This window comes from Streptomyces sp. YS415, assembly GCF_023544665.1.
Classification (GTDB): Bacteria; Actinomycetota; Actinomycetes; order Streptomycetales; family Streptomycetaceae; genus Streptomyces.
Map to the genome: position 1 here is coordinate 60083 of NZ_JAMJFL010000014.1, position 17702 is coordinate 77784.

Here is a 17702-nt window from a genome sequence, read left to right on the forward strand (position 1 = left end):
GCTGCACGCGCCGCCAAGCTGAGGCCGTTATGGGGCGGGAGTATCAGGCGGAGGCCTGACGGGCCCGGTTGCGGGCGGCACGGCGCTTCATCGCGCGACGCTCGTCCTCGCTGAGACCACCCCAGACGCCGGAGTCCTGACCGGACTCGAGCGCCCACTGCAGGCACTGCTCGATAACCGGGCAGCGACGGCAGACGGCCTTGGCTTCCTCGATCTGCAGCAGCGCAGGACCGGTGTTGCCGATGGGGAAGAAGAGCTCGGGGTCTTCCTCGCGGCAAACGGCGTTGTGACGCCAGTCCATGGCTGCTACCTCTCCTTGGTATTACATGCAGGTGCTTGTGAATGTGAACGCTTTCACGAATCCCTCAACAAGTGAAGGGCCGACCGTCAGGTTTCCCTGCCGTGGTCCTTTGATGTGGAGAGGGTTCTGGTGACCTGTGGAGGCCGGTCTTGCGGGCCGTCCCAATCACCACGTAGAGACTCGCAAACCTCAGCGGCGGATACAACCCCTTCTGGAAAGTTTTTTTTGATTCCTCGGTGTCGACTAGGTCACAGCCGTACTTCCATGGGGTGGACCCTGGTCTAAACGTTCGAGTGAAAGGACTTTCGCGTCTTCTGCTCACACAATCACACGCAGTGCACGGCGTACGCCTGTGAACGTCACGCTCGTCCGCAGCCCCAGGTGGTCACCGTCCATCTGAAGGGGGAGCGGGACCTTCGAATGCAAGGTGAACTGGTCCAGGTCATGCAGTGAAGCGGCGTGCTTACCCTGGGGTCCCCGCTCGGGGGACGAAGTAAGCAACTGGGTCGCATACCGGGCAACCGCGACCGTGGACATCCGGCTGAGACCGAGTACGTCCAGCCCCGTATCGAACGACGCCTTAGGCGCCGCGTACACCGGGCGATTACCCAGATACGTCCACGGAGCGGTATTGCAGACTATGGAAAGCACCAAATCGGTCACCGGGTCGGCGCCGGGCCGCTCCAGTGTGATCGTGCCGTGCCGCCGGTTGGGCTCCTGGAGGAACTGGCGCACCACCTGGCGAAGGTAAAGGGCGTGCGTGGACCGCTTGCCCCGCTCGCGCTGCTGTTCGACCCGGCCGACCACGCCCGCGTCGAAGCCGAGCCCCGCGCAGAAGGTGAACCAGCGCTCCGGCACCCCTTCGTCCTCGGTGCCCGGCGTTCCCGCGGCGATCCCCATGCCGACCGTCTGCTCACTGCCCTCGCGCAGCGCGTCCAGCAGCGCGCCCGTCGCCTCCACGGCGTCGTTGGGCAGGCCCAGCGCGCGGGCGAAGACATTGGTGGAGCCGCCCGGGACCACGGCCAGCCGCGGCAGGCGCTCGGGATCGGGGCCCGCGTGCAGCAGGCCGTTGACGACCTCGTTGACCGTGCCGTCGCCGCCGAGGGCCACCACCAGATCGACGTCCTGGCTCTCCGCCGCCTGCCGGCCCAGGTCGCGCGCATGGCCGCGGTACTCGGTGGTGACCGCTTCCAGCTTCATTTCGCTGGCCAATGCATGGATCAGCACATCGCGCGTACGTGCGCTTGTGGTGGTTGCCGCCGGATTGACCACGAGAAGTGCACGCATGGATTGCAGCGTACCTACTGGGGGGTACCGGGCCCACACCGAATAGTGATCCAGTAGGAGAATCGGTGCGTGAACCTCGCCACGGGGGCGTGTTGCGTGCGCCGGGCGCCCGAGGGGGCGGACACCGCGAGGGCTACCCTTCAGGGGTGAGCGCTGAGCAGAACCCCGCCCCGGAAACCGGACCCCGCCCGCGGCGGCTGATCTACGCCGCGGCCCTCGCCGCGCTGGAAGGGCTCGCCCTGGTGGTGGGCGGCGTGTGGATCCTCGTCATGGGGCTCACGGGCGACGCGGACGACCGTCAGCAGGCCGTGACCGGGGGAGTGACGCTGATCGTGCTCGCGCTGCTGCCGCTGCTGGCCGCCCGCGGGCTGCTCGCCCGACGCGGCTGGGCGCGCGGCCCTGCCGTGATCACCCAGATCATGGCGCTGCCGGTGGCCTACAACCTGCTCCAGGCCGACAGCATGGCCATCCCGGCCGGGATCGCCCTCGCGGTGGTGGCCGTCACCGCGCTGGTCCTGCTGGTGAACGCCGAGACCACCCGGGCCCTCGGGATCCGAGGACCCGGCAGCGTGCAGGACCAGAAGTAGTCACTCCTCCACGAGGAGCTTCTCCCGCAGCTGTGCCAGCGTGCGCGCCAGCAGGCGCGACACGTGCATCTGCGAGATGCCGACCTCCTGCGCGATCTGCGACTGGGTCATGTTGCCGAAGAACCGCAGCAACAGGATGCGCTTCTCGCGCGGCGGCAGATCCTCCAGCAGCGGCTTGAGGGACTCGCGGTACTCCACGCCTTCCAGCGCCTCGTCCTCGGCGCCCAGGGTGTCCGCCACGGCCGGCGACTCGTCGTCGGTGTCGGGGACGTCCAGGGACAGCGTGGAGTACGCGTTCGCGGACTCCAGGCCCTCCAGGACCTCCTCCTCCGAGATGCCCAACTTCTCGGCCAGCTCATGGACCGTGGGGGAGCGGCCGTGCAGCTGGGACAGTTCCGCCGTCGCCGTGGTCAGCGCCAGCCGCAGCTCCTGGAGCCGGCGCGGCACCCGCACCGCCCAGCCCTTGTCGCGGAAGTGGCGCTTGATCTCGCCGACGACCGTCGGGGTCGCGTACGTGGAGAACTCCACGCCGCGCTCCGGATCGAAGCGGTCGACCGACTTGATCAGGCCGATGGTGGCGACCTGGGTGAGGTCGTCCAGCGGTTCGCCGCGGTTGCGGAAACGGCGCGCGAGGTGCTCGACGAGCGGCAGATGCATCCGGACCAGCTGGTTGCGCAGCTCCGCGTACTCCGGGCCGCCGTCCGGCAGCTTGCGCAGCTCGATGAACATGGCGCGCGCACCGCTGCGGTCCTGCGGCTCACGCTGCTGGACCTCGTGCCGCGCGGCCGGCGCGCCCTGATCGTCGTCTCGCTCGTGCTCGCTCATCGTCCCGCCCGTCGCCCTCTGTCGAGCTCTCGTCTCAGCCCGGCCGGGGGTGCCCCCGATCCGCCTCTCTTGAGGCGAGCCCTGCACGGCGGTGTCCGGGAAGCCCGCCCGCGCGGAGGACGCGTCGTCCTCCGGGTGCGGCCTGGCCTGCTCCGGAATGCCGTCGACGCCGTCCGCCAGGTGTCGGGAACCGCCCGGAGCGACTGCGTCGTCGGCGTTCTCGGCCGGCAGCTCCCGTGTGCCGCGCTCTTCGTCCCGCACCGGCCCGTCCCCGTCCCTCACGCCGGCCCGGGTCCCGCGCCGCGCTGTTTGTAGAGGCTGATCGACACGGTCTTGTCCTCGTCCACGGCGGAGGAGACCTTGCCCGCGAGGGCGGACAGCACGGTCCACGCGAACGTGTCCCGTGACGGTGCGTGACCATCGGTGGTCGGCGCCGAGACGGTGACCTCCAGCGAGTCGTCGACGAGCCGGAAGACACAGCTGAGCACCGAGCCCGGCACGGCCTGCTGGAGCAGGATCGCGCATGCCTCGTCCACCGCGATGCGCAAATCCTCGATCTCGTCGAGGGTGAAGTCCAAACGGGCCGCGAGACCGGCGGTCGCCGTACGCAGCACCGACAGGTAGGCACCCGCAGCCGGCAGCCGGACTTCCACGAAGTCCTGGGTCGCGGGCTCGCCTGCGATCTGGGACACCCTCACCTCCAAGGTGGTACAAGCTTTACGGGGCCGAGGGTCGCCCCCCGGGGTAACGCGATGTGTGGTTCAGCGGTGACGCTATCGCGCTCCGAACTTTCTGTCCCCGGGACCCCAACCCCCCGCTGTCACTCATAGTAAACCTTTGGATACGCTCCGTGGCTAGGGGTCCGGCGGGCCCAAATGGGAAGAGCGCGCGCCGGGTTGACGTACCCAGACGTCAGACGGTCGAACCGTCCGGATCCGGAGTCGTGCCCGTCACACCAGCACGTGGTCCACGAAGCACCACCGCCAGTCCTCCCCCGGCTCGAACGTCCGCATGATCGGGTGTCCGGAATCCTTGTGGTGCCCGGTCGCGTGCCGTCCCGGCGAGGAGTCGCAGCAGCCGACGTGACCGCAGGTGAGGCACAGCCGCAGCTGTACCGGGTGGGTGCCGTCCGCCAGGCACTCGGGACACGTCTCGCTCAGCGGGCCGGGTTCCGGGTGCGGCAGCACGTCGGCATGCGTGCACTGTTTCATGATTGCCAGATTACGACGGCCGTACGGAAGGCCGCGCGGAAAACCGAGGGTGGGCGAACGGCGATGTGCGAGGGCGGGCGAGGTTCATGGACGTGATGCCGCTGCTGTTGTTGGTGGCGGGCAGCGCCGCGGTCGCGGCGGCGGCCCGGCGCACCCCGGTCCCGGCGCCGCTGCTGCTGGTCGCGGCGGGCCTCGCCGTGTCGTACGTGCCCGGGGTGCCGGACTACACGCTCGACCCGCACATCGTGCTGCCGCTCATTCTGCCGCCGCTGCTGCACACGGCCGCCACGGACAGCTCCTACCTGGACCTGCGGGCCCAACTGCGGCCCGTGGCGCTGCTGTCGGTCGGGTACGTGCTCTTCGCGACCTTCGCGGTCGGCTGGGCCGCCTACATGATCGTGCCCGGTCTGCCGCTCACGGCGGCCCTGGTGCTGGGCGCGGTGGTGGCGCCGCCCGACGCGGTCGCGGCGACCGCCGTCGCCCGCCGGGTGGGGCTGCCGTCGCGGATCACCACGATCCTCCAGGGCGAGTCCCTGGTGAACGACGCGACCGCGATCACCGCCTACCGGGTGGCGCTCGCCGCCGCGGTCGGCGAGGGCGCCACCTGGGCCGGCGGCATCGGCGAGTTCCTGCTCGCGGCGTTCGGCGGGATCGGCATCGGCCTGGTCCTCATGGTGCCGATCCACTGGCTGCGCACCCACGTGAAGGAAGCGCTGCTGCAGAACACGCTGTCGCTGCTGATCCCCTTCGTCGCCTACGCCGTGGCCGAGCAGGTGCACGCCTCCGGGGTGCTCGCGGTGGTGGTCGTCGCGCTGTGGCTGGGGCACCGCGCGTGGGAGGTCGATTTCGCCACCCGCCTCCAGGAGGAGGCCGTGTGGAAGATGGTCGCCTTCGTCCTCGAATCCGCCGTCTTCGCGCTGATCGGACTCCAACTGCCGGTCGTCCTCAAGGGACTCGGGGAGTACGAGGGAGGACGCGCCGCCTGGTACGCGATCGCTGTCTTCCTGGTGGTCGTCGCCTCGCGGTTCGTCTGGGTGTACCCGGCGACCTACCTGCCGCGCATGATGTCGGCCCGGATCCGGGAGCGGGAGGAGAACCCGACCTGGAAGGGGCCGTTCGTCATCGCCTGGGCCGGGATGCGGGGCGTGGTCTCGCTCGCCATCGCCTTCTCCATCCCGCTCACCATGCACGGCGGCGAGGACTTCCCCGAGCGCAACCTGATCCTGTTCCTGACCTTCACCACGGTCATCGGCACCCTCGTCGTCCAGGGCGTCACGCTGCCCCCGCTGATCCGCGCACTGAAACTGCCCGGCCGGGACGCGCAGGCCGAGACCCTCGCCGAGGCCAACGCCCAGGCCCAGGCCTCCCGGGCCGCCGAAAGACGCCTCGACGAGCTTCTCTCCGACGAGCGCAACGCCCTGCCGCCCCCGCTCGCGGACCGGCTCCGCACCGTCCTGGAGCGCCGCCGCAACGCCGTCTGGGAACGCCTCGGCCAGGTCAACCCGGTCACCGGCGAGACGGTCGACGACACCTACCGGCGCCTGTCCCGGGAGATGATCGGCGCCGAGCGGGCGGTCTTCGTGAAACTCCGGGACGGCCGCTACATCGACGACGAGATGCTGCGCACGCTGCTGCGCAGGCTGGACCTGGAGGAGGCGGCGGCGTTCCGCGAGGCGGCGTGAGGGCGCCTAGGGGAACGGGCGTCCGGTGATCACGGCCGCGATCGTCGTCCCGCGCGGGAAGGCGCCTTCCTCGGCGAGGGTGACCAGTCCGTACAGCAGCTTCGCCACGTACAGGCGTTCCACGGGGACCTCGTGGCGCCGCTCGAAGTCGGCGGCGAAGGCGTCCAGTTCGGGGGTGGTGCGGGCGTAACCGCCGCAGTGGAAGCGGTCGTCGAGGGTCCAGGTGCCTCGGGGGCCGCCGAAGGCGCGGTGCTGCAGGGCGCGTATGTCGCCGCCGAGGAAGCTGCCCTTCAGGACGGGGATGCCGAGGACCCGCTGGCCGGGGGCGAGTCCGGCGGCCAGCCCGGCCAGGGTGCCGCCGGTGCCGCAGGCCAGGGCGACGAGGTCGGCGTGGCCGCGCAGCTCCTGGCCGAGGGACCGGCAGCCGAGCACCGCGAGGGCGTTGCTGCCGCCCTCCGGGACGACGTACGCCTCCTCGGCGTTCGCGGCGCGGAGGATCGCCGCCGAAGTCTCCGGTTCCGCTTTCCGGCGGTACGTCGATCTGTCGACGAAGTGCAGGCGCATGCCGTCCGCCGCGCAGCGGGCCAGGGAGGGGTTCAGGGCGCGGCCGGACAGTTCCTGCCCCCTCACCACGCCGACCGTGTCGAGGCCCAGCAGACGGCCCGCGGCGGCCGTCGCCCGGAGGTGGTTGGAGTACGCCCCGCCGAAGGTGAGGACGGTCCGGCCGGCCGCCGCGGTGAGGTTGGGGGCGAGTTTCCGCCACTTGTTGCCGACGAGGTCGGGGTGGATCAGATCGTCGCGCTTGAGCAGGAGACGGAGGCCGGCGCGGGCGAAGCGGTCGTCGACGAGCTCCTGGAGCGGCGAGGGAAGCCGGGGACGGAGGGCGTCGAGACTGGTCACGGAACCATTCTCGCCCGGCGTCGGCGGCGCCCCTGCCCCACCCCGGCAACCGGCTGGTTTCGGACAGCAAACGGAAGGACGCCGCTGGACAGGAACCGCTCGCGTGCCCAGTCGGCCCGTGATCCATTCCCCCTCGTTCGTGTAATAGCACCGGCACGCTCCGTGAGGAAGGCTGGGTCCTGCGATTGGATGCCCGGCGCAGAACGGTGCCGGTGCATGACTGGGAGGGCAATTCCTTATGTCGGTAGGCGAAGAGGTCCGCACTGATGAGGGCAGGCCGCAGCAGAGTCTCGGCACCGGCGCCGCGCGGAACCTGGCCACCACCACCAAGTCCGCACCGCAGATGCAGGAGATCAGCTCCCGCTGGCTGCTGCGCATGCTGCCGTGGGTGAACGTCCAGGGCGGTACGTACCGGGTGAACCGCCGCCTGACCTATGCAGTGGGGGACGGCCGGGTCACTTTTGTGAAGACCGGCGACCGGGTCGAGGTCATCCCCGCAGAGCTGTGCGAACTGCCCGCGCTGCGTGATTACGAGGACCAGGAGGTGCTCACCGAGCTCGCCCGGCGCTGCGAGCAGCGGGAGCTCGCCGCGGGCGAGGTGCTCGTCTCCTTCGGCAGCCCCGCCGACGAGGTGTACCTGCTGGCGCACGGGCGGGTGGAGAAGGTCGGCACCGGTCCCTACGGCGACGACGAGTCCCTGGGAGTGCTGGCCGACGGCGCTTACCTCGGCGACCAGGCGCTGCTCGCCCCCGACGCCATCTGGGAGTACACGGTCCGCACGGTCACCGCGTGCACCGTGCTCGTCCTGCCCCGCGAGGATGTCGAGCAGGTCGCCGAGCGCTCCGACTCCCTGCGCGAGCATCTCGAGGAGCAGCGCTCGATCCCGGCCCAGCGCACCAACAGGCACGGAGAGAAGGAGATCGACCTCGCGTCCGGTCACAGCGGCGAGCCGGACATCCCGCACACCTTCGTGGACTACGAGGCCAGGCCCCGCGAGTACGAACTGAGCATCGCCCAGACCGTGCTGCGCATCCACTCCCGGGTGGCCGACCTCTACAACCAGCCGATGAACCAGACCGAGCAGCAGCTCCGGCTGACGGTCGAGGCGCTCAAGGAGCGTCAGGAGCACGAACTCATCAACAACCGCGAGTTCGGGCTGCTCAACAACTGCGAGTACGACCAGCGGATCCAGCCGCACGACGGCGTGCCCGGGCCCGACGACATGGACGAGCTGCTCAGCAGGCGCCGCGGCACCAAGCTGTTCCTCGCCCACCCGCGCGCGATCGCCGCGTTCGGCCGTGAGCTCAACAAGCGCGGCCTGGTGACCGAGAGTATCGACATGGCCGGCAACCGCCTGCCCACCTGGCGCGGGGTGCCGATCTTCCCGTGCAACAAGATCCCGGTCAGCGACGCCCGTACGACGTCGATCATCGCCATGCGTACCGGTGAGGCCGAGCAGGGGGTCATCGGGCTCCAGCAGGCCGGTATCCCGGACGAGATCGAGCCGAGCCTGTCGGTGCGGTTCATGGGCATCAACGAACAGGCGATCATCAAGTACCTGGTGACCGCCTACTACTCGGCCGCGGTCCTCGTGCCGGACGCGCTCGGTGTGCTGGAGAACGTCGAGATCGGGCGCTGGCGGTGAGCCTGCCGCGGTCAACCGGTGTCCCCGCCCTCCGGGGCGGGTACATCCTCGGGGTACGCGCCCGGCCGTGGGACCGGTGCCACCGTCAGCCAACTCGTCCGGGCGATGGGTGAGTTCATGAGCGAGACGCAGCAACACCCCGCCGGAGGGCGGTTACCGACCGAGACGCGGGAAAGGCGGAGGCCCATCGGGACCCAGACACACGCCGGGCCGGGTGCGCTCGACGGCCAGGAGGCGATGGCCATCCTGGAGCGCGCGCGGGGGTCCGTCGATCCCCAACTGCGCGCCGCCATCGACTCGTTGCCCAAGGCCATGCGCCGGGTCGCGCTCTACCACTTCGGCTGGGAGCACGCGGACGGCACCCCCGCCGCGGGCAACGCGGGCAAGGCGATCCGCCCCGCGCTCGTCCTCACCGCGGCGGAGGCGCTCGGTGGGCCGACGGCCCGCAAGGCCGCCGTACGGGCCGCCGCGGCGGTGGAGCTGATCCACAACTTCACGTTGCTGCACGACGACGTGATGGACCGGGACAGCACCCGACGGCACCGGCCGACCGCCTGGACCGTGTTCGGGGACGCCGACGCGATCCTGGCCGGGGACGCCCTCCAGGCCCTCGCCCTCGGACTCCTCGCCGAGGACCCGCATCCGGCGTCCACCGGGGCCGCCGCCCGGCTCGCCGCCTGCGTGGTCGAGCTGTGCGAGGGACAGCACGCGGACACGGCCCTGGAGAAGCGGGCCTGCGCCGAGATCGGCCTCGACGAGGCGCTCGCGATGGCCGAGGCGAAGACGGGAGCGCTGCTGGGCTGTGCCTGCGCTCTCGGCGCGCTGTACGCCGGGGCGCCGCGGGAGGACGTGGAGGCGATGGACGCGTTCGGCCGTGAGGCCGGGCTCGCCTTCCAGCTCATCGACGACGTCATCGGCATATGGGGGGACCCCCGGCGCACCGGCAAGCCGGCCGGCGCGGACCTGGCCGCCCGCAAGAAGTCGCTGCCGGTCGTCGCCGCGCTCACCTCCGGCACCCCGGCGGCGCGGGAGCTCGCCGAGCTGTACGAAGTGCCGTACGGCAAGAGCGGTCTGGCGGGGGAGGAGGAGACCGCCCGCACCGCGCTGGCCGTGGAACAGGCGGGCGGCCGTGACTGGGCGCAGGTCCAGGCAGCCGACCGGATGGCCCGCGCGATGCAGGAACTGGCCCGCGCGGTGCCCGATCCGGAGGCGGCGGGCGGCCTGCTGGCGCTGGCCGAGTTCGTCACCCGGCGCAGCACCTGAGACCCCGGACCGGCGGTCGTGCGGCTCCTGACCCCGCACGACCGCCGGCCCGGCCAGCGGGTCCCGCGCATCCCCACGGTGCGCGGGGCCTGTTCGTTCGCGGGGACCGCCTGGCCCGGCGGAGCTGTATCCCACCGGCCGGCGGCCCCGTACGAGCGCCGGCCCGGCCGTTCGCGGCTGTGTCCCTCGCATCCCCGCCGCACGCGCGGCCCGTCGGCTCACGGGGCCCGCCGGGGGCAGGGGAGCCCTACCCGGCGGGTCGGCGGCCCGTACGAGGGCCGTCCCGGTCGGCTGGTTCCCGCTCATCCCTACTGTGCGCGCGGCCCGTTCGCTCACCGAGTCGGCCGGGGCAGGGGAGCCGTACCCGCTAGGTCGTGCGGCCCTGCACGGCCGTCGCCGCAGCCCGCCCGGACCCCGCGCACGTGCCGTACCGTGCCGGGACCGTAGCGGTGACAGTGTCGCCCAAGACGAATCACGTCAATCTTCGGCCATCCCCGTCCCACGCGTCCCGACCGCCATACGATCAACGTCGATCACGGCCGATCACGGCGGATCGGCTGGTTCAGGCGAAGGGGCGGGACATGGGCGTGGCGATCCGGGCGGCGAGCGAGGCGGACCGGGACCTGGTGGTGCGGCTGCTGGACGAGGCGTTCCAGGACGATCCGGTCAGTGGCTGGGTCTTTCCCGGCACCGAGTACCGCCGGGCGACCCACCACCGGCTGATGGCGGCCTTCACCGACATCGTGCTCGCCGAGGGGCGGATCGATCTGACCGAGGACGGCTCGGCCTGCGCCCTGTGGCTGCCGACGCCCGCCGGGGAGCACGACCCCGACGACGACGGGCCCGTCCAGCTCCGGAACGCCGTCGACCCGGACAACGAGCGCGTCGAGCTGATCGGCCGCCTCACCGCCGACATCCACCCCGGCGACCGTGCCCACGAGTACCTGTGGATGATCGGCGTCGCCCCCGGCCGGCAGGGCGAGGGCCTCGGTTCCGCGCTGATCGGCGCCGTACTCGACCGCTGCGACAGCGACGGCGTCCCCGCCTACCTGGAGGCGAGCAGCGACCGCAGCCGCAAGCTGTACGAGCGCCTCGGCTTCGAACTCCTCGGCAGCCCCCTCACCCTGCCCGACGGCCCCCAGATGTTCCCCATGTGGCGCGAGCCGCGCTAGCCCGGCCTACGCCTCCGGCACCACCGTCTCCACGATCCGTTCGATCAGTTCCTCCGGAACACCCACCCCCGGCAGCACACCCTCCAGCACCCCCGGCAGCGTCAGATGCTCCAGGATCAGGCCGAGCATGGCGAGATAGAGCACCGTGACGGTCTCGTCGCCGCCGGGGAGTCCGGCGGCGCGGTGGAACTCCATGCCCTGCGTGAGGTCCCCGCGCACCGACTCCGTGTAGGAGGCCCGCAGTTCGGGGCGCCGGGTCGCCTCCAGGCGCATCTCCAGCAGCCCCAGATAGCCGGTGCGGTCGCGGACGGCCCGGCCCATCAGGTCGTGCATGAACGCCGTCACCAGTGACCGGTCCTTCGGCCGTTCGAGCAGCTCGGCGATCACCTTCGGGTCGGGAGCCAGCCGTACGTGCAGCCGGGCGTCGATCTGCCGCAGCAGGTCGTCGCGCCCGGTGAAGTAGTTGGAGGCCGTGCCCACCGGCACCCCCGCCTCGGCGTCCACCGCGCGGAACGTCAGCCCGCGCGCCCCTTCCCGCGCGAGCACCGCCACGCCGGCGTCCACCAGCGCAGCCCGCCGTTCCGGATTCCTGGCCAATGCGGAATCTCCTCTCCCACTTAAATCCCGGCCCCGAAAACACTTGCAACCACTACAGGCGAAGTACTACAACTGCAGTTGTTCAACGACACCCTACGGAAAGAGCCCCGGCTTGCGAAAGCTCACGTACTACATCGCCTGCTCCATCGACGGCTTCATCGGCGACCCGAAGGGCGACGCCTCGTCGATGTTCGCCTTCCTGGACGAGGAGTTCCTCGGCTACCTCGCCTCCACCTGGCCGGAGACGGTCGCGGTGCAGGGCCGCGAACAGCTCGGCCTCACAGGCGCCGAGAACCTCCACTTCGACACCGTGATCCAGGGCCGCGCCAGCTACCAGCTCGCCCTCGACCTCGGCGTCACCAGCCCCTACGGCCACCTGCGCGAGTACGTCGCCTCGCGCACCCTCGGCACCTCCCCGGACCCGAACGTCACCGTGATCGACGGCGACCTCGTCACCCGCGTCCGCGAGCTCAAGGCCGAGGACAGCGAGCTCGGCATCTGGCTGTGCGGCGGCTCCCAGATCGCGGGCGAGCTGCTCGACGAGATCGACGAACTCGTGATCAAGACATATCCGCAGGTCTACGGCTCGGGCCTGCCCATGTTCGGCGGCACCGGGTTCGCGGTCAGCGACTTCACGCTGGAAGGCGTCCGCACGTTCGGTAACGGAGTGCTGGTCCGCACCTACGCACGGAAGCGCTGACCGGCCTACCCTTGGGACATGGACAGTAGCGACAGACATGCCTGTCCCGTCTGCGGACAGTCCGTCGAAACGGTCGTCCGGCGCCACAAGACGCTGGGCGCATGGGTACCGCGCTGGGTGGCCGGCCCCTGCCGTAACCCCGAGTGCGAGGCACGCCCCGAGCCCCACGACGAGCCCGAGCACCGGGAGGAGCCCGGAAAACCCGCCGCGAGCACGTCCTGAGAATCCCGGCCCGAACCATGTCGAGAACCCGGGCCCGGCTCCGACGTCCCTGTGAGAGCCGCCCGACAGGCGGCGCGAGACAAAGGAGCGAGTCATGAAGTACCTGGTCATGGTGCAGGGAAGCCAGGCGGACTACGAGGCGATGAAGGGCGGCGCGTCCGAGAGCTCGCCGGCCTGGAGCGAGCAGGACGTGCAGGCGATGTACGCCTTCATGAGCGCCCTCAACGACGACCTGGCCGAGTCCGGCGAGCTGGTCGACGCCCAGGGTCTGGTCGAGCCCGCCCGCACCCGGCACGTGAGTCTCGGCACGGACGGCAAGCCCGTCATCACCGACGGCCCTTACGGCGAGACGAAGGAACTGCTCGCCGGCTACTGGGTCCTGGAGTGCGCGAGCCTGGAGCGGGTCACCGAGATCGCCGCCCGGGTCCTGGAGTGCCCCCAGCCGGCGGGCGCCCCGGTGTACCCGGTCCTGATCCGGCCCGTCGACGAGGGCACCGGAGACGTCTGAACCGCATGAGCGACACCGTCGAGGACCTGCTGCGCCACCACGCGCCGCAGGTCCTCGGTGCGCTGGTGCGGCGCTACGGCCATTTCGACGCCGCCGAGGACGCCGTGCAGGAGGCGCTGCTCGCCGCGGCCGGGCAGTGGCCGGGGGCCGGGGTGCCGGACAATCCGCGCGGTTGGCTGATCAAGGTGGCCTCGCGGCGGCTGGTGGACGCGCTGCGGGCGGACGACGCCCGGCGGGCGCGCGAGGAGAAGGCGGTGGCGCTCGGCGCGCGCCTCGCGGCCGGGAGCGACCGGGCTCCCCGCGAGGACGACACGCTCTCCCTGCTCTTCCTGTGCTGCCGTCCCGACCTGACGCCGCCCGCCCAGATCGCGCTCACCCTGCGCGCGGTCGGCGGTCTGACCACGGCGGAGATCGCCCGCGCCTGCCTCGTCCCCGAGGCGACCATGGCCCAGCGGATCAGCCGGGCCAAGCAGAAGGTGCGCGGGGCCGCCTTCGGGCGCCCCGACAACTGGGCGGAACGGCTGCCCGCCGTCCTGCACACCCTCTACCTGATCTTCAACGAGGGCTACACGGCGACCTCGGGCCGCAGTCTCCAGCGCCGCGATCTCGCCGGTGAGGCGATCCGGCTGACCCGGATGGCGCACCGCCTGCTCCCGGACATCGGCGAGGTGGCCGGGCTGCTGGCGCTGATGCTGCTCACCGACGCCCGCCGCGACGCCCGCACCGGCCCCGGCGGCGACCTCGTGCCGCTCGACGAACAGGACCGCGAGCGCTGGGACAAGGCCGCGATCGAGGAGGGCGTCGCGCTGGTCACCCGGGCGCTGAGCACGGGCCCGGCGGGGCCGTACCAGCTGCGCGCGGCCATCGCCGCCGTCCACGACGAGGCGCCCTCCGCGGACGCCACGGACTGGCGGGAGATCCTCGGCCTGTACGACGTGCTGGTGGGCCTGGTCCCCGGCCCCGTCGAGCGCCTGAACCGCGCGGTCGCCGTCGCCATGGTGCACGGCCCGGAGGCGGGGCTCGCGGAGGTGGACCTGCTGGAGGGCGAGCTGGGGCACCGGCGCGATGCCGTGCGGGGGCATCTGCTGGAGCGGGCCGGGGACCTCGCCGCCGCCCGGGCCGCCTACGAGTCGGCGGCGGCGCAGACCATGAGCCTGCCCGAGCAGCGCTATCTGCGGGGGCGGGCGGCGCGGTCGACCCCGTAGCGTGAACGCATGAGCGACCCCATCCTGCACCTCACCCGGCGGTCCCTGTGGGACGAGGCCCGGGCGAAGGGCACGTACGAGATCTCGACCCGCGGGAAGACCCTCCAGGAGGAGGGGTTCATCCACTGCTCCACGCGCCTGCAGCTCCCGCGCGTCGCCGAAGCCTTCTTCGCGGACCTGAGCGATCTCGTGGTCCTGGTGGTCGACCCCGACCGCCTCGGCGCGCCCGTGCGGTACGAGGCGGCCGAGCCCGGCGGGGAGGAGTTCCCGCACATCTACGGGCCGGTACCGGTGGCCGCCGTGGTCGGCGTGGAGCCCTGGGTGTGGCGTTAGGCCGGCAGGCCGCCGGTGTGCGGGTCCCGGCCCGTCAGGCAGTACGTGCCGCCCGCCGGGTCGCGCAGCACGCGCCAGTGGGTGCCGCGGTGCACGAGCGTGGCGCCGAGCCGTTCATGGGCGGCCCGGCTCGCCTCGATGTCCGCGCAGGCCAGGTCGAGATGGGCCGAGGCGGGGCGCTCCTCGCCGAGGCGTTGCAGCAGGATGCGGATCGGCAGGCCCGCCGGGGGCCTGACCACGTGGAACTCCGGAAGGGAACCCGGCGCCGACGTCCACTCGGGCAACAGGGCGCCCCAGAAGGCGACTTCGGTGTCGTGGAGCGAGGGCGGGGTGTCCAGGCAGACCTGGTCGAGGCGCGTGTCCCGGACCACCGGCGGCCGCGACGCCTCCCCGTGCCAGGGCACGGCGCAGAACAACTGCCCGGCCGGGGACCGCAGTACGGCCCAGTCGCCGTGGTCGGCGACGAGTTCCGCCCCCGTGTCCAGCGCCTCCCGCACGAAGCCGGGCACATCCTCGACGGCGAAGTCCAGGTGCGCGCCGCCGGGCCCGTCCAGGACGCCCTGCACCTTGACGCAGGCGTCCCCGGACTCCGGCAGCAGGGTCACGAACTCGCCCTGATCACCGCGGGGTTCCGACAGCCGGGTGCCGGTGACGGCGGTCCAGAAGTCGCAGGCGGCGCCGAAGCCCGCGGCGGGCCGGTCGACGAAGGCGTACGTCCAGCGGATGGTCATGGACGTGATCGTAGGTCAGCTGTTCGGCTCCATGAAGCGCAGCATGTTCCCGGCCGGGTCCCGGAACGCGCAGTCGCGCACCCCGTACGGCTGGTCCATCGGCTCCTGGATGACATCGCCGCCGGCCTCCCGCACCCGGGCGAACAGGGCGTCGCAGTCGTCGGTGGTGAAGTTGACCCCGTGCAGCACGCCCTTGGCGAGCAGGCCGGCCATCGCCTCCCGGTCGGCGGGGGAGATGTCCGGGTCGGCGCCGGGGGGCTCCAGCACGATGTCCACGTCGGGCTGCGCCGGCGATCCGACGGTGACCCAGCGCATGCCCTCGAAACCGACGTCGTTGCGCACTTCCATGCCGAGGACGTCCCGGTAGAAGGCGATCGCCTTGTCATGGTCGTCGACGGCCAGGAAACAGTTCTTGAGTCGGATCTCCATGACAGCAGGCTAGGCCGCTACGAGCGTTTCGGCCGGGTGAAGCGGCGGGCCACGCACGCCGGGATCACGGCCCCGTCCTCGTGCGAGCGGGCCCGGTAGGCGCTCGGCGTCTCGCCGACCAGCTCGGTGAAGCGCGCGCTGAAGGAGCCGAGGGAGGTGCAGCCGACCGCCATGCAGACCTCCGTGACGCTCAGGTCCCCGCGGCGCAGCAGCGCCTTGGCGCGCTCGATCCGGCGGGTCATGAGATAGCCGTACGGCGTCTCGCCGTACGCGGCGCGGAAGCTGCGCTGGAAGTGGCCCGGGGACATCAGCGCGGTCCGGGCGAGCTCCGTGACGTCGAGGGGCTCGGTGTACTCGCGGTCCATGCGGTCGCGGGCCCGCCGCAGCCGGACCAGATCCTCGGTGTTCACCCCGCCAGGATGGCACGGACGGCCGAAGGGGCCCGGCCGCGTGCTGCGGCCGGGCCCCTTCGGGGATACCCGTCGACCTGCGATGGTGCACCGACCGCCGGTCGAGGCGATGCGAAAGAAGGTCCTGGATCAGGCCTTCTTGGTCTCCCAGAAGATCTTGTCGATCTGGGCGATGTAGTCCAGCGCCTTCTGGCCGGTGGCCGGGTCGGTGGACGCCTTGGCGGCCGACAGGGCCTTCAGGGCGTCGTTGACCAGCTGGTGCAGCTCCGGGTACTTCTCGAAGTGCGGGGGCTTGAAGTAGTCGCTCCACAGGACCGACACGTGGTGCTTGGCGAGCTCGGCGCGCTGCTCCTTGATGACGGTCGCACGCGCCTGGAAGTGCGGGTCGTCGTTGGCGGCCATCTTCTCCTGGACGGCCTTGACCGACTCCGCCTCGATGCGGGCCTGGGCCGGGTCGTACACGCCGCAGGGCAGGTCGCAGTGCGCGCTGACCTTCACCTTGGGGGCAAACAGGCGGGAAAGCATGGAGCATTCCTTCCTCGTGATCGTCTTCTCAGGTGGGACATTACTCCCTGCGGGACGGCTTTTCGCGAGTGCCCCCATGGGCTGAGGACAAAAGTCCAGGGTCAGACTGAGACTGGTGGAGGATAGGACCGGGGAGGTGCCGGTGATGCCGGAACTGTCGCAGGAGACCGAGCAGGGGCGGTCGTTGCTGCCCTTCGGGCCGGCCGAGGTGACCGGGCCGTCGATGGTGCCCACGCTGCACCACGGCGACCGGCTGCTGGTGCACTACGGGGCGCGGATCCGGCCCGGTGACGTGGTCGTGCTCCGTCATCCGTTCCAGCAGGACCTGCTGGTCGTCAAGCGGGCCGCGGAGCCCCGCGAGGGCGGCTGGTGGGTGCTCGGGGACAACGCGTACGCGGGCGGGGACAGCACCGACTACGGCACGGTCCCGGCGGAGCTGGTGCTGGGCAGGGTGCGGGCCCGGTTCCGGCCGCGCGGGACGGATCAGCGCTCGCCGTTCGCGCTGGTGCGCTGGGCACTGTCCGCGGTGCGGCCCGTGCTGTCGGACCGGTCGGCCTCCAGGCGCTTGCGGGCCCGGTAGGCGGCCACGTTCGCGCGGGTGGCGCAGCGGTCGGAGCAGTAGCGCCGGGAGCGGTTGGTCGAGGTGTCGAGGTAGGCGTTGCGGCACGGCGCTGCCTCGCACAGGCCGAGCCGGTCCACGCCGTACTCGGTCAGATGGAAGGCCAGACCCATCGCCGCGATGGCCGCGTAGCCCGCGGTGGCGTTCGACGGGTGGTCGGCGAGGTGCATGTGCCACAGCGGGCGGCCGTCGTCGTCCCGGAAGTCGTGCCCGGAGATCTGCGGACTGACCGGGAACTCCAGCAGCAGAGAGTTCAGCAGGTCCACGGCGAGCGTCTCGTCGCCGCCGTCGGCGGCCTGGAAGACCGAACGCAGCCGCCCCCGGACCGAGCGGAAGCGGGTGACGTCGGCGTCCGTGGCGCGGCGGGCCGCCGACTGGTTCCCGCCGAACATATCGCGGACGGCCTCGACGGACGTCAGCGAGTCCTTGCCCCGGGCCGGGTCCTCGCTGTTGACGAGACGCACGGCGTAGTCCGAGTAATAGGCCAGTTCCACTTGTAGTCCTTACGGAGGCGTTCTATGGTCGGGGTGCGGTCGGGTAACAGACGAGC

Annotated in this window: 23 protein-coding genes; 11 read left to right on the forward strand and 12 right to left on the reverse strand. The window is 71.4% G+C overall.

The window, feature by feature from the left end; all coding sequences use genetic code 11:
* Positions 1-43: 43 nt before the first annotated feature.
* Together M8H82_RS19600 and M8H82_RS19605 are read right to left on the reverse strand one after the other, a co-directional pair.
* Positions 44-301, reverse strand: a complete 258-nt coding sequence (locus M8H82_RS19600) for a WhiB family transcriptional regulator (RefSeq protein WP_003992873.1) — start codon at positions 299-301, stop codon at positions 44-46.
* Positions 302-619: 318 nt separating this feature from the next.
* Positions 620-1588, reverse strand: a complete 969-nt coding sequence (locus M8H82_RS19605; protein ID WP_250075863.1) for a diacylglycerol kinase family protein — start codon at positions 1586-1588, stop codon at positions 620-622.
* Positions 1589-1734: 146 nt separating this feature from the next.
* Here M8H82_RS19605 and M8H82_RS19610 point away from each other — a divergent pair, with 146 nt between their 5' ends.
* On the forward strand, positions 1735-2175 hold the full coding sequence (locus tag M8H82_RS19610; RefSeq protein ID WP_250075864.1) for a hypothetical protein: 441 nt from the start codon (positions 1735-1737) through the stop codon (positions 2173-2175).
* Here M8H82_RS19610 and M8H82_RS19615 read toward each other — a convergent pair whose 3' ends face one another.
* The 3 genes from M8H82_RS19615 to M8H82_RS19625 form a co-directional block, all read right to left on the reverse strand.
* The gene (locus M8H82_RS19615; RefSeq protein WP_250075865.1) at positions 2176-3261 is read right to left on the reverse strand and encodes an RNA polymerase sigma factor SigF; all 1086 of its coding nucleotides are present in this window, start codon (positions 3259-3261) and stop codon (positions 2176-2178) included. It lies immediately after the preceding gene.
* A gap of 17 nt (positions 3262-3278) precedes the next feature.
* Positions 3279-3692: an anti-sigma regulatory factor gene (locus M8H82_RS19620; RefSeq protein ID WP_004925829.1), complete on the reverse strand. Its 414-nt coding sequence runs from the start codon at positions 3690-3692 to the stop codon at positions 3279-3281.
* A gap of 258 nt (positions 3693-3950) precedes the next feature.
* Positions 3951-4211 carry a UBP-type zinc finger domain-containing protein gene (locus tag M8H82_RS19625; protein ID WP_186284718.1) on the reverse strand — a complete coding sequence of 87 codons (261 nt, stop codon included), beginning with the start codon at positions 4209-4211 and terminating at the stop codon, positions 3951-3953.
* A gap of 86 nt (positions 4212-4297) precedes the next feature.
* On the opposite strand from M8H82_RS19625, the gene M8H82_RS19630 reads away from it, so the two are divergent.
* On the forward strand, positions 4298-5893 hold the full coding sequence (locus tag M8H82_RS19630) for a Na+/H+ antiporter (RefSeq protein WP_250075866.1): 1596 nt from the start codon (positions 4298-4300) through the stop codon (positions 5891-5893).
* A gap of 6 nt (positions 5894-5899) precedes the next feature.
* Here the strand turns inward: M8H82_RS19630 and M8H82_RS19635 are convergent, their stop codons facing one another.
* Complete coding sequence (locus M8H82_RS19635) at positions 5900-6793, reverse strand: 1-aminocyclopropane-1-carboxylate deaminase/D-cysteine desulfhydrase (protein WP_250075867.1); 894 nt, start codon at positions 6791-6793, stop codon at positions 5900-5902.
* 238 nt (positions 6794-7031) lie between these two features.
* On the opposite strand from M8H82_RS19635, the gene M8H82_RS19640 reads away from it, so the two are divergent.
* From M8H82_RS19640 to M8H82_RS19650, 3 genes are all read left to right on the forward strand, one after another.
* The gene (locus M8H82_RS19640) at positions 7032-8438 is read left to right on the forward strand and encodes a family 2B encapsulin nanocompartment shell protein (RefSeq protein WP_250075868.1); all 1407 of its coding nucleotides are present in this window, start codon (positions 7032-7034) and stop codon (positions 8436-8438) included.
* 105 nt (positions 8439-8543) lie between these two features.
* Positions 8544-9701: a family 2 encapsulin nanocompartment cargo protein polyprenyl transferase gene (locus M8H82_RS19645; RefSeq protein WP_250075869.1), complete on the forward strand. Its 1158-nt coding sequence runs from the start codon at positions 8544-8546 to the stop codon at positions 9699-9701.
* Between the two features lie 581 nt (positions 9702-10282).
* The gene (locus M8H82_RS19650; RefSeq protein WP_250075870.1) at positions 10283-10873 is read left to right on the forward strand and encodes a GNAT family N-acetyltransferase; all 591 of its coding nucleotides are present in this window, start codon (positions 10283-10285) and stop codon (positions 10871-10873) included.
* 6 nt (positions 10874-10879) lie between these two features.
* On the opposite strand, the gene M8H82_RS19655 is transcribed toward M8H82_RS19650, so the two are convergent.
* Positions 10880-11470 (reverse strand): TetR/AcrR family transcriptional regulator, encoded by a 591-nt coding sequence (locus M8H82_RS19655; RefSeq protein WP_250075871.1) that lies wholly within the window; start codon positions 11468-11470, stop codon positions 10880-10882.
* Between the two features lie 112 nt (positions 11471-11582).
* Here M8H82_RS19655 and M8H82_RS19660 point away from each other — a divergent pair, with 112 nt between their 5' ends.
* The 5 genes from M8H82_RS19660 to M8H82_RS19680 all read left to right on the forward strand — a co-directional run bounded on the left by M8H82_RS19660 (position 11583) and on the right by M8H82_RS19680 (position 14438).
* Positions 11583-12170: a dihydrofolate reductase family protein gene (locus M8H82_RS19660; protein ID WP_250075872.1), complete on the forward strand. Its 588-nt coding sequence runs from the start codon at positions 11583-11585 to the stop codon at positions 12168-12170.
* Positions 12171-12188: 18 nt separating this feature from the next.
* Positions 12189-12392, forward strand: a complete 204-nt coding sequence (locus M8H82_RS19665; RefSeq protein ID WP_250075873.1) for a hypothetical protein — start codon at positions 12189-12191, stop codon at positions 12390-12392.
* 94 nt (positions 12393-12486) lie between these two features.
* A complete protein-coding gene (locus M8H82_RS19670) occupies positions 12487-12900 on the forward strand; it encodes a YciI family protein (protein ID WP_250075874.1) in 414 nt (137 codons plus the stop codon).
* Between the two features lie 5 nt (positions 12901-12905).
* Positions 12906-14105 carry an RNA polymerase sigma factor gene (locus M8H82_RS19675; RefSeq protein WP_250075875.1) on the forward strand — a complete coding sequence of 400 codons (1200 nt, stop codon included), beginning with the start codon at positions 12906-12908 and terminating at the stop codon, positions 14103-14105.
* Between the two features lie 9 nt (positions 14106-14114).
* Positions 14115-14438, forward strand: a complete 324-nt coding sequence (locus M8H82_RS19680; protein ID WP_250075876.1) for a DUF952 domain-containing protein — start codon at positions 14115-14117, stop codon at positions 14436-14438.
* Here the strand turns inward: M8H82_RS19680 and M8H82_RS19685 are convergent.
* The 4 genes from M8H82_RS19685 to sodN all read right to left on the reverse strand — a co-directional run bounded on the left by M8H82_RS19685 (position 14435) and on the right by sodN (position 16533).
* Complete coding sequence (locus M8H82_RS19685) at positions 14435-15169, reverse strand: VOC family protein (protein ID WP_250075877.1); 735 nt, start codon at positions 15167-15169, stop codon at positions 14435-14437. The genes M8H82_RS19680 and M8H82_RS19685 overlap by 4 nt on opposite strands.
* 15 nt (positions 15170-15184) lie before the next feature.
* Positions 15185-15598 (reverse strand): VOC family protein, encoded by a 414-nt coding sequence (locus M8H82_RS19690; protein WP_250075878.1) that lies wholly within the window; start codon positions 15596-15598, stop codon positions 15185-15187.
* A 17-nt stretch (positions 15599-15615) separates the two neighbouring features.
* Positions 15616-16008: a helix-turn-helix transcriptional regulator gene (locus M8H82_RS19695; RefSeq protein WP_250075879.1), complete on the reverse strand. Its 393-nt coding sequence runs from the start codon at positions 16006-16008 to the stop codon at positions 15616-15618.
* A gap of 129 nt (positions 16009-16137) precedes the next feature.
* The gene (gene sodN / locus M8H82_RS19700) at positions 16138-16533 is read right to left on the reverse strand and encodes a superoxide dismutase, Ni (protein ID WP_020123534.1); all 396 of its coding nucleotides are present in this window, start codon (positions 16531-16533) and stop codon (positions 16138-16140) included.
* A gap of 145 nt (positions 16534-16678) precedes the next feature.
* On the opposite strand from sodN, the gene sodX reads away from it, so the two are divergent.
* On the forward strand, positions 16679-17113 hold the full coding sequence (sodX, locus tag M8H82_RS19705; protein WP_250076149.1) for a nickel-type superoxide dismutase maturation protease: 435 nt from the start codon (positions 16679-16681) through the stop codon (positions 17111-17113).
* On the opposite strand, the gene M8H82_RS19710 is transcribed toward sodX, so the two are convergent.
* Positions 17017-17646 carry a CGNR zinc finger domain-containing protein gene (locus tag M8H82_RS19710; RefSeq protein WP_250075880.1) on the reverse strand — a complete coding sequence of 210 codons (630 nt, stop codon included), beginning with the start codon at positions 17644-17646 and terminating at the stop codon, positions 17017-17019. The two genes, sodX and M8H82_RS19710, sit on opposite strands and share 97 nt — an antisense overlap.
* Positions 17647-17702 lie beyond the last annotated feature (56 nt).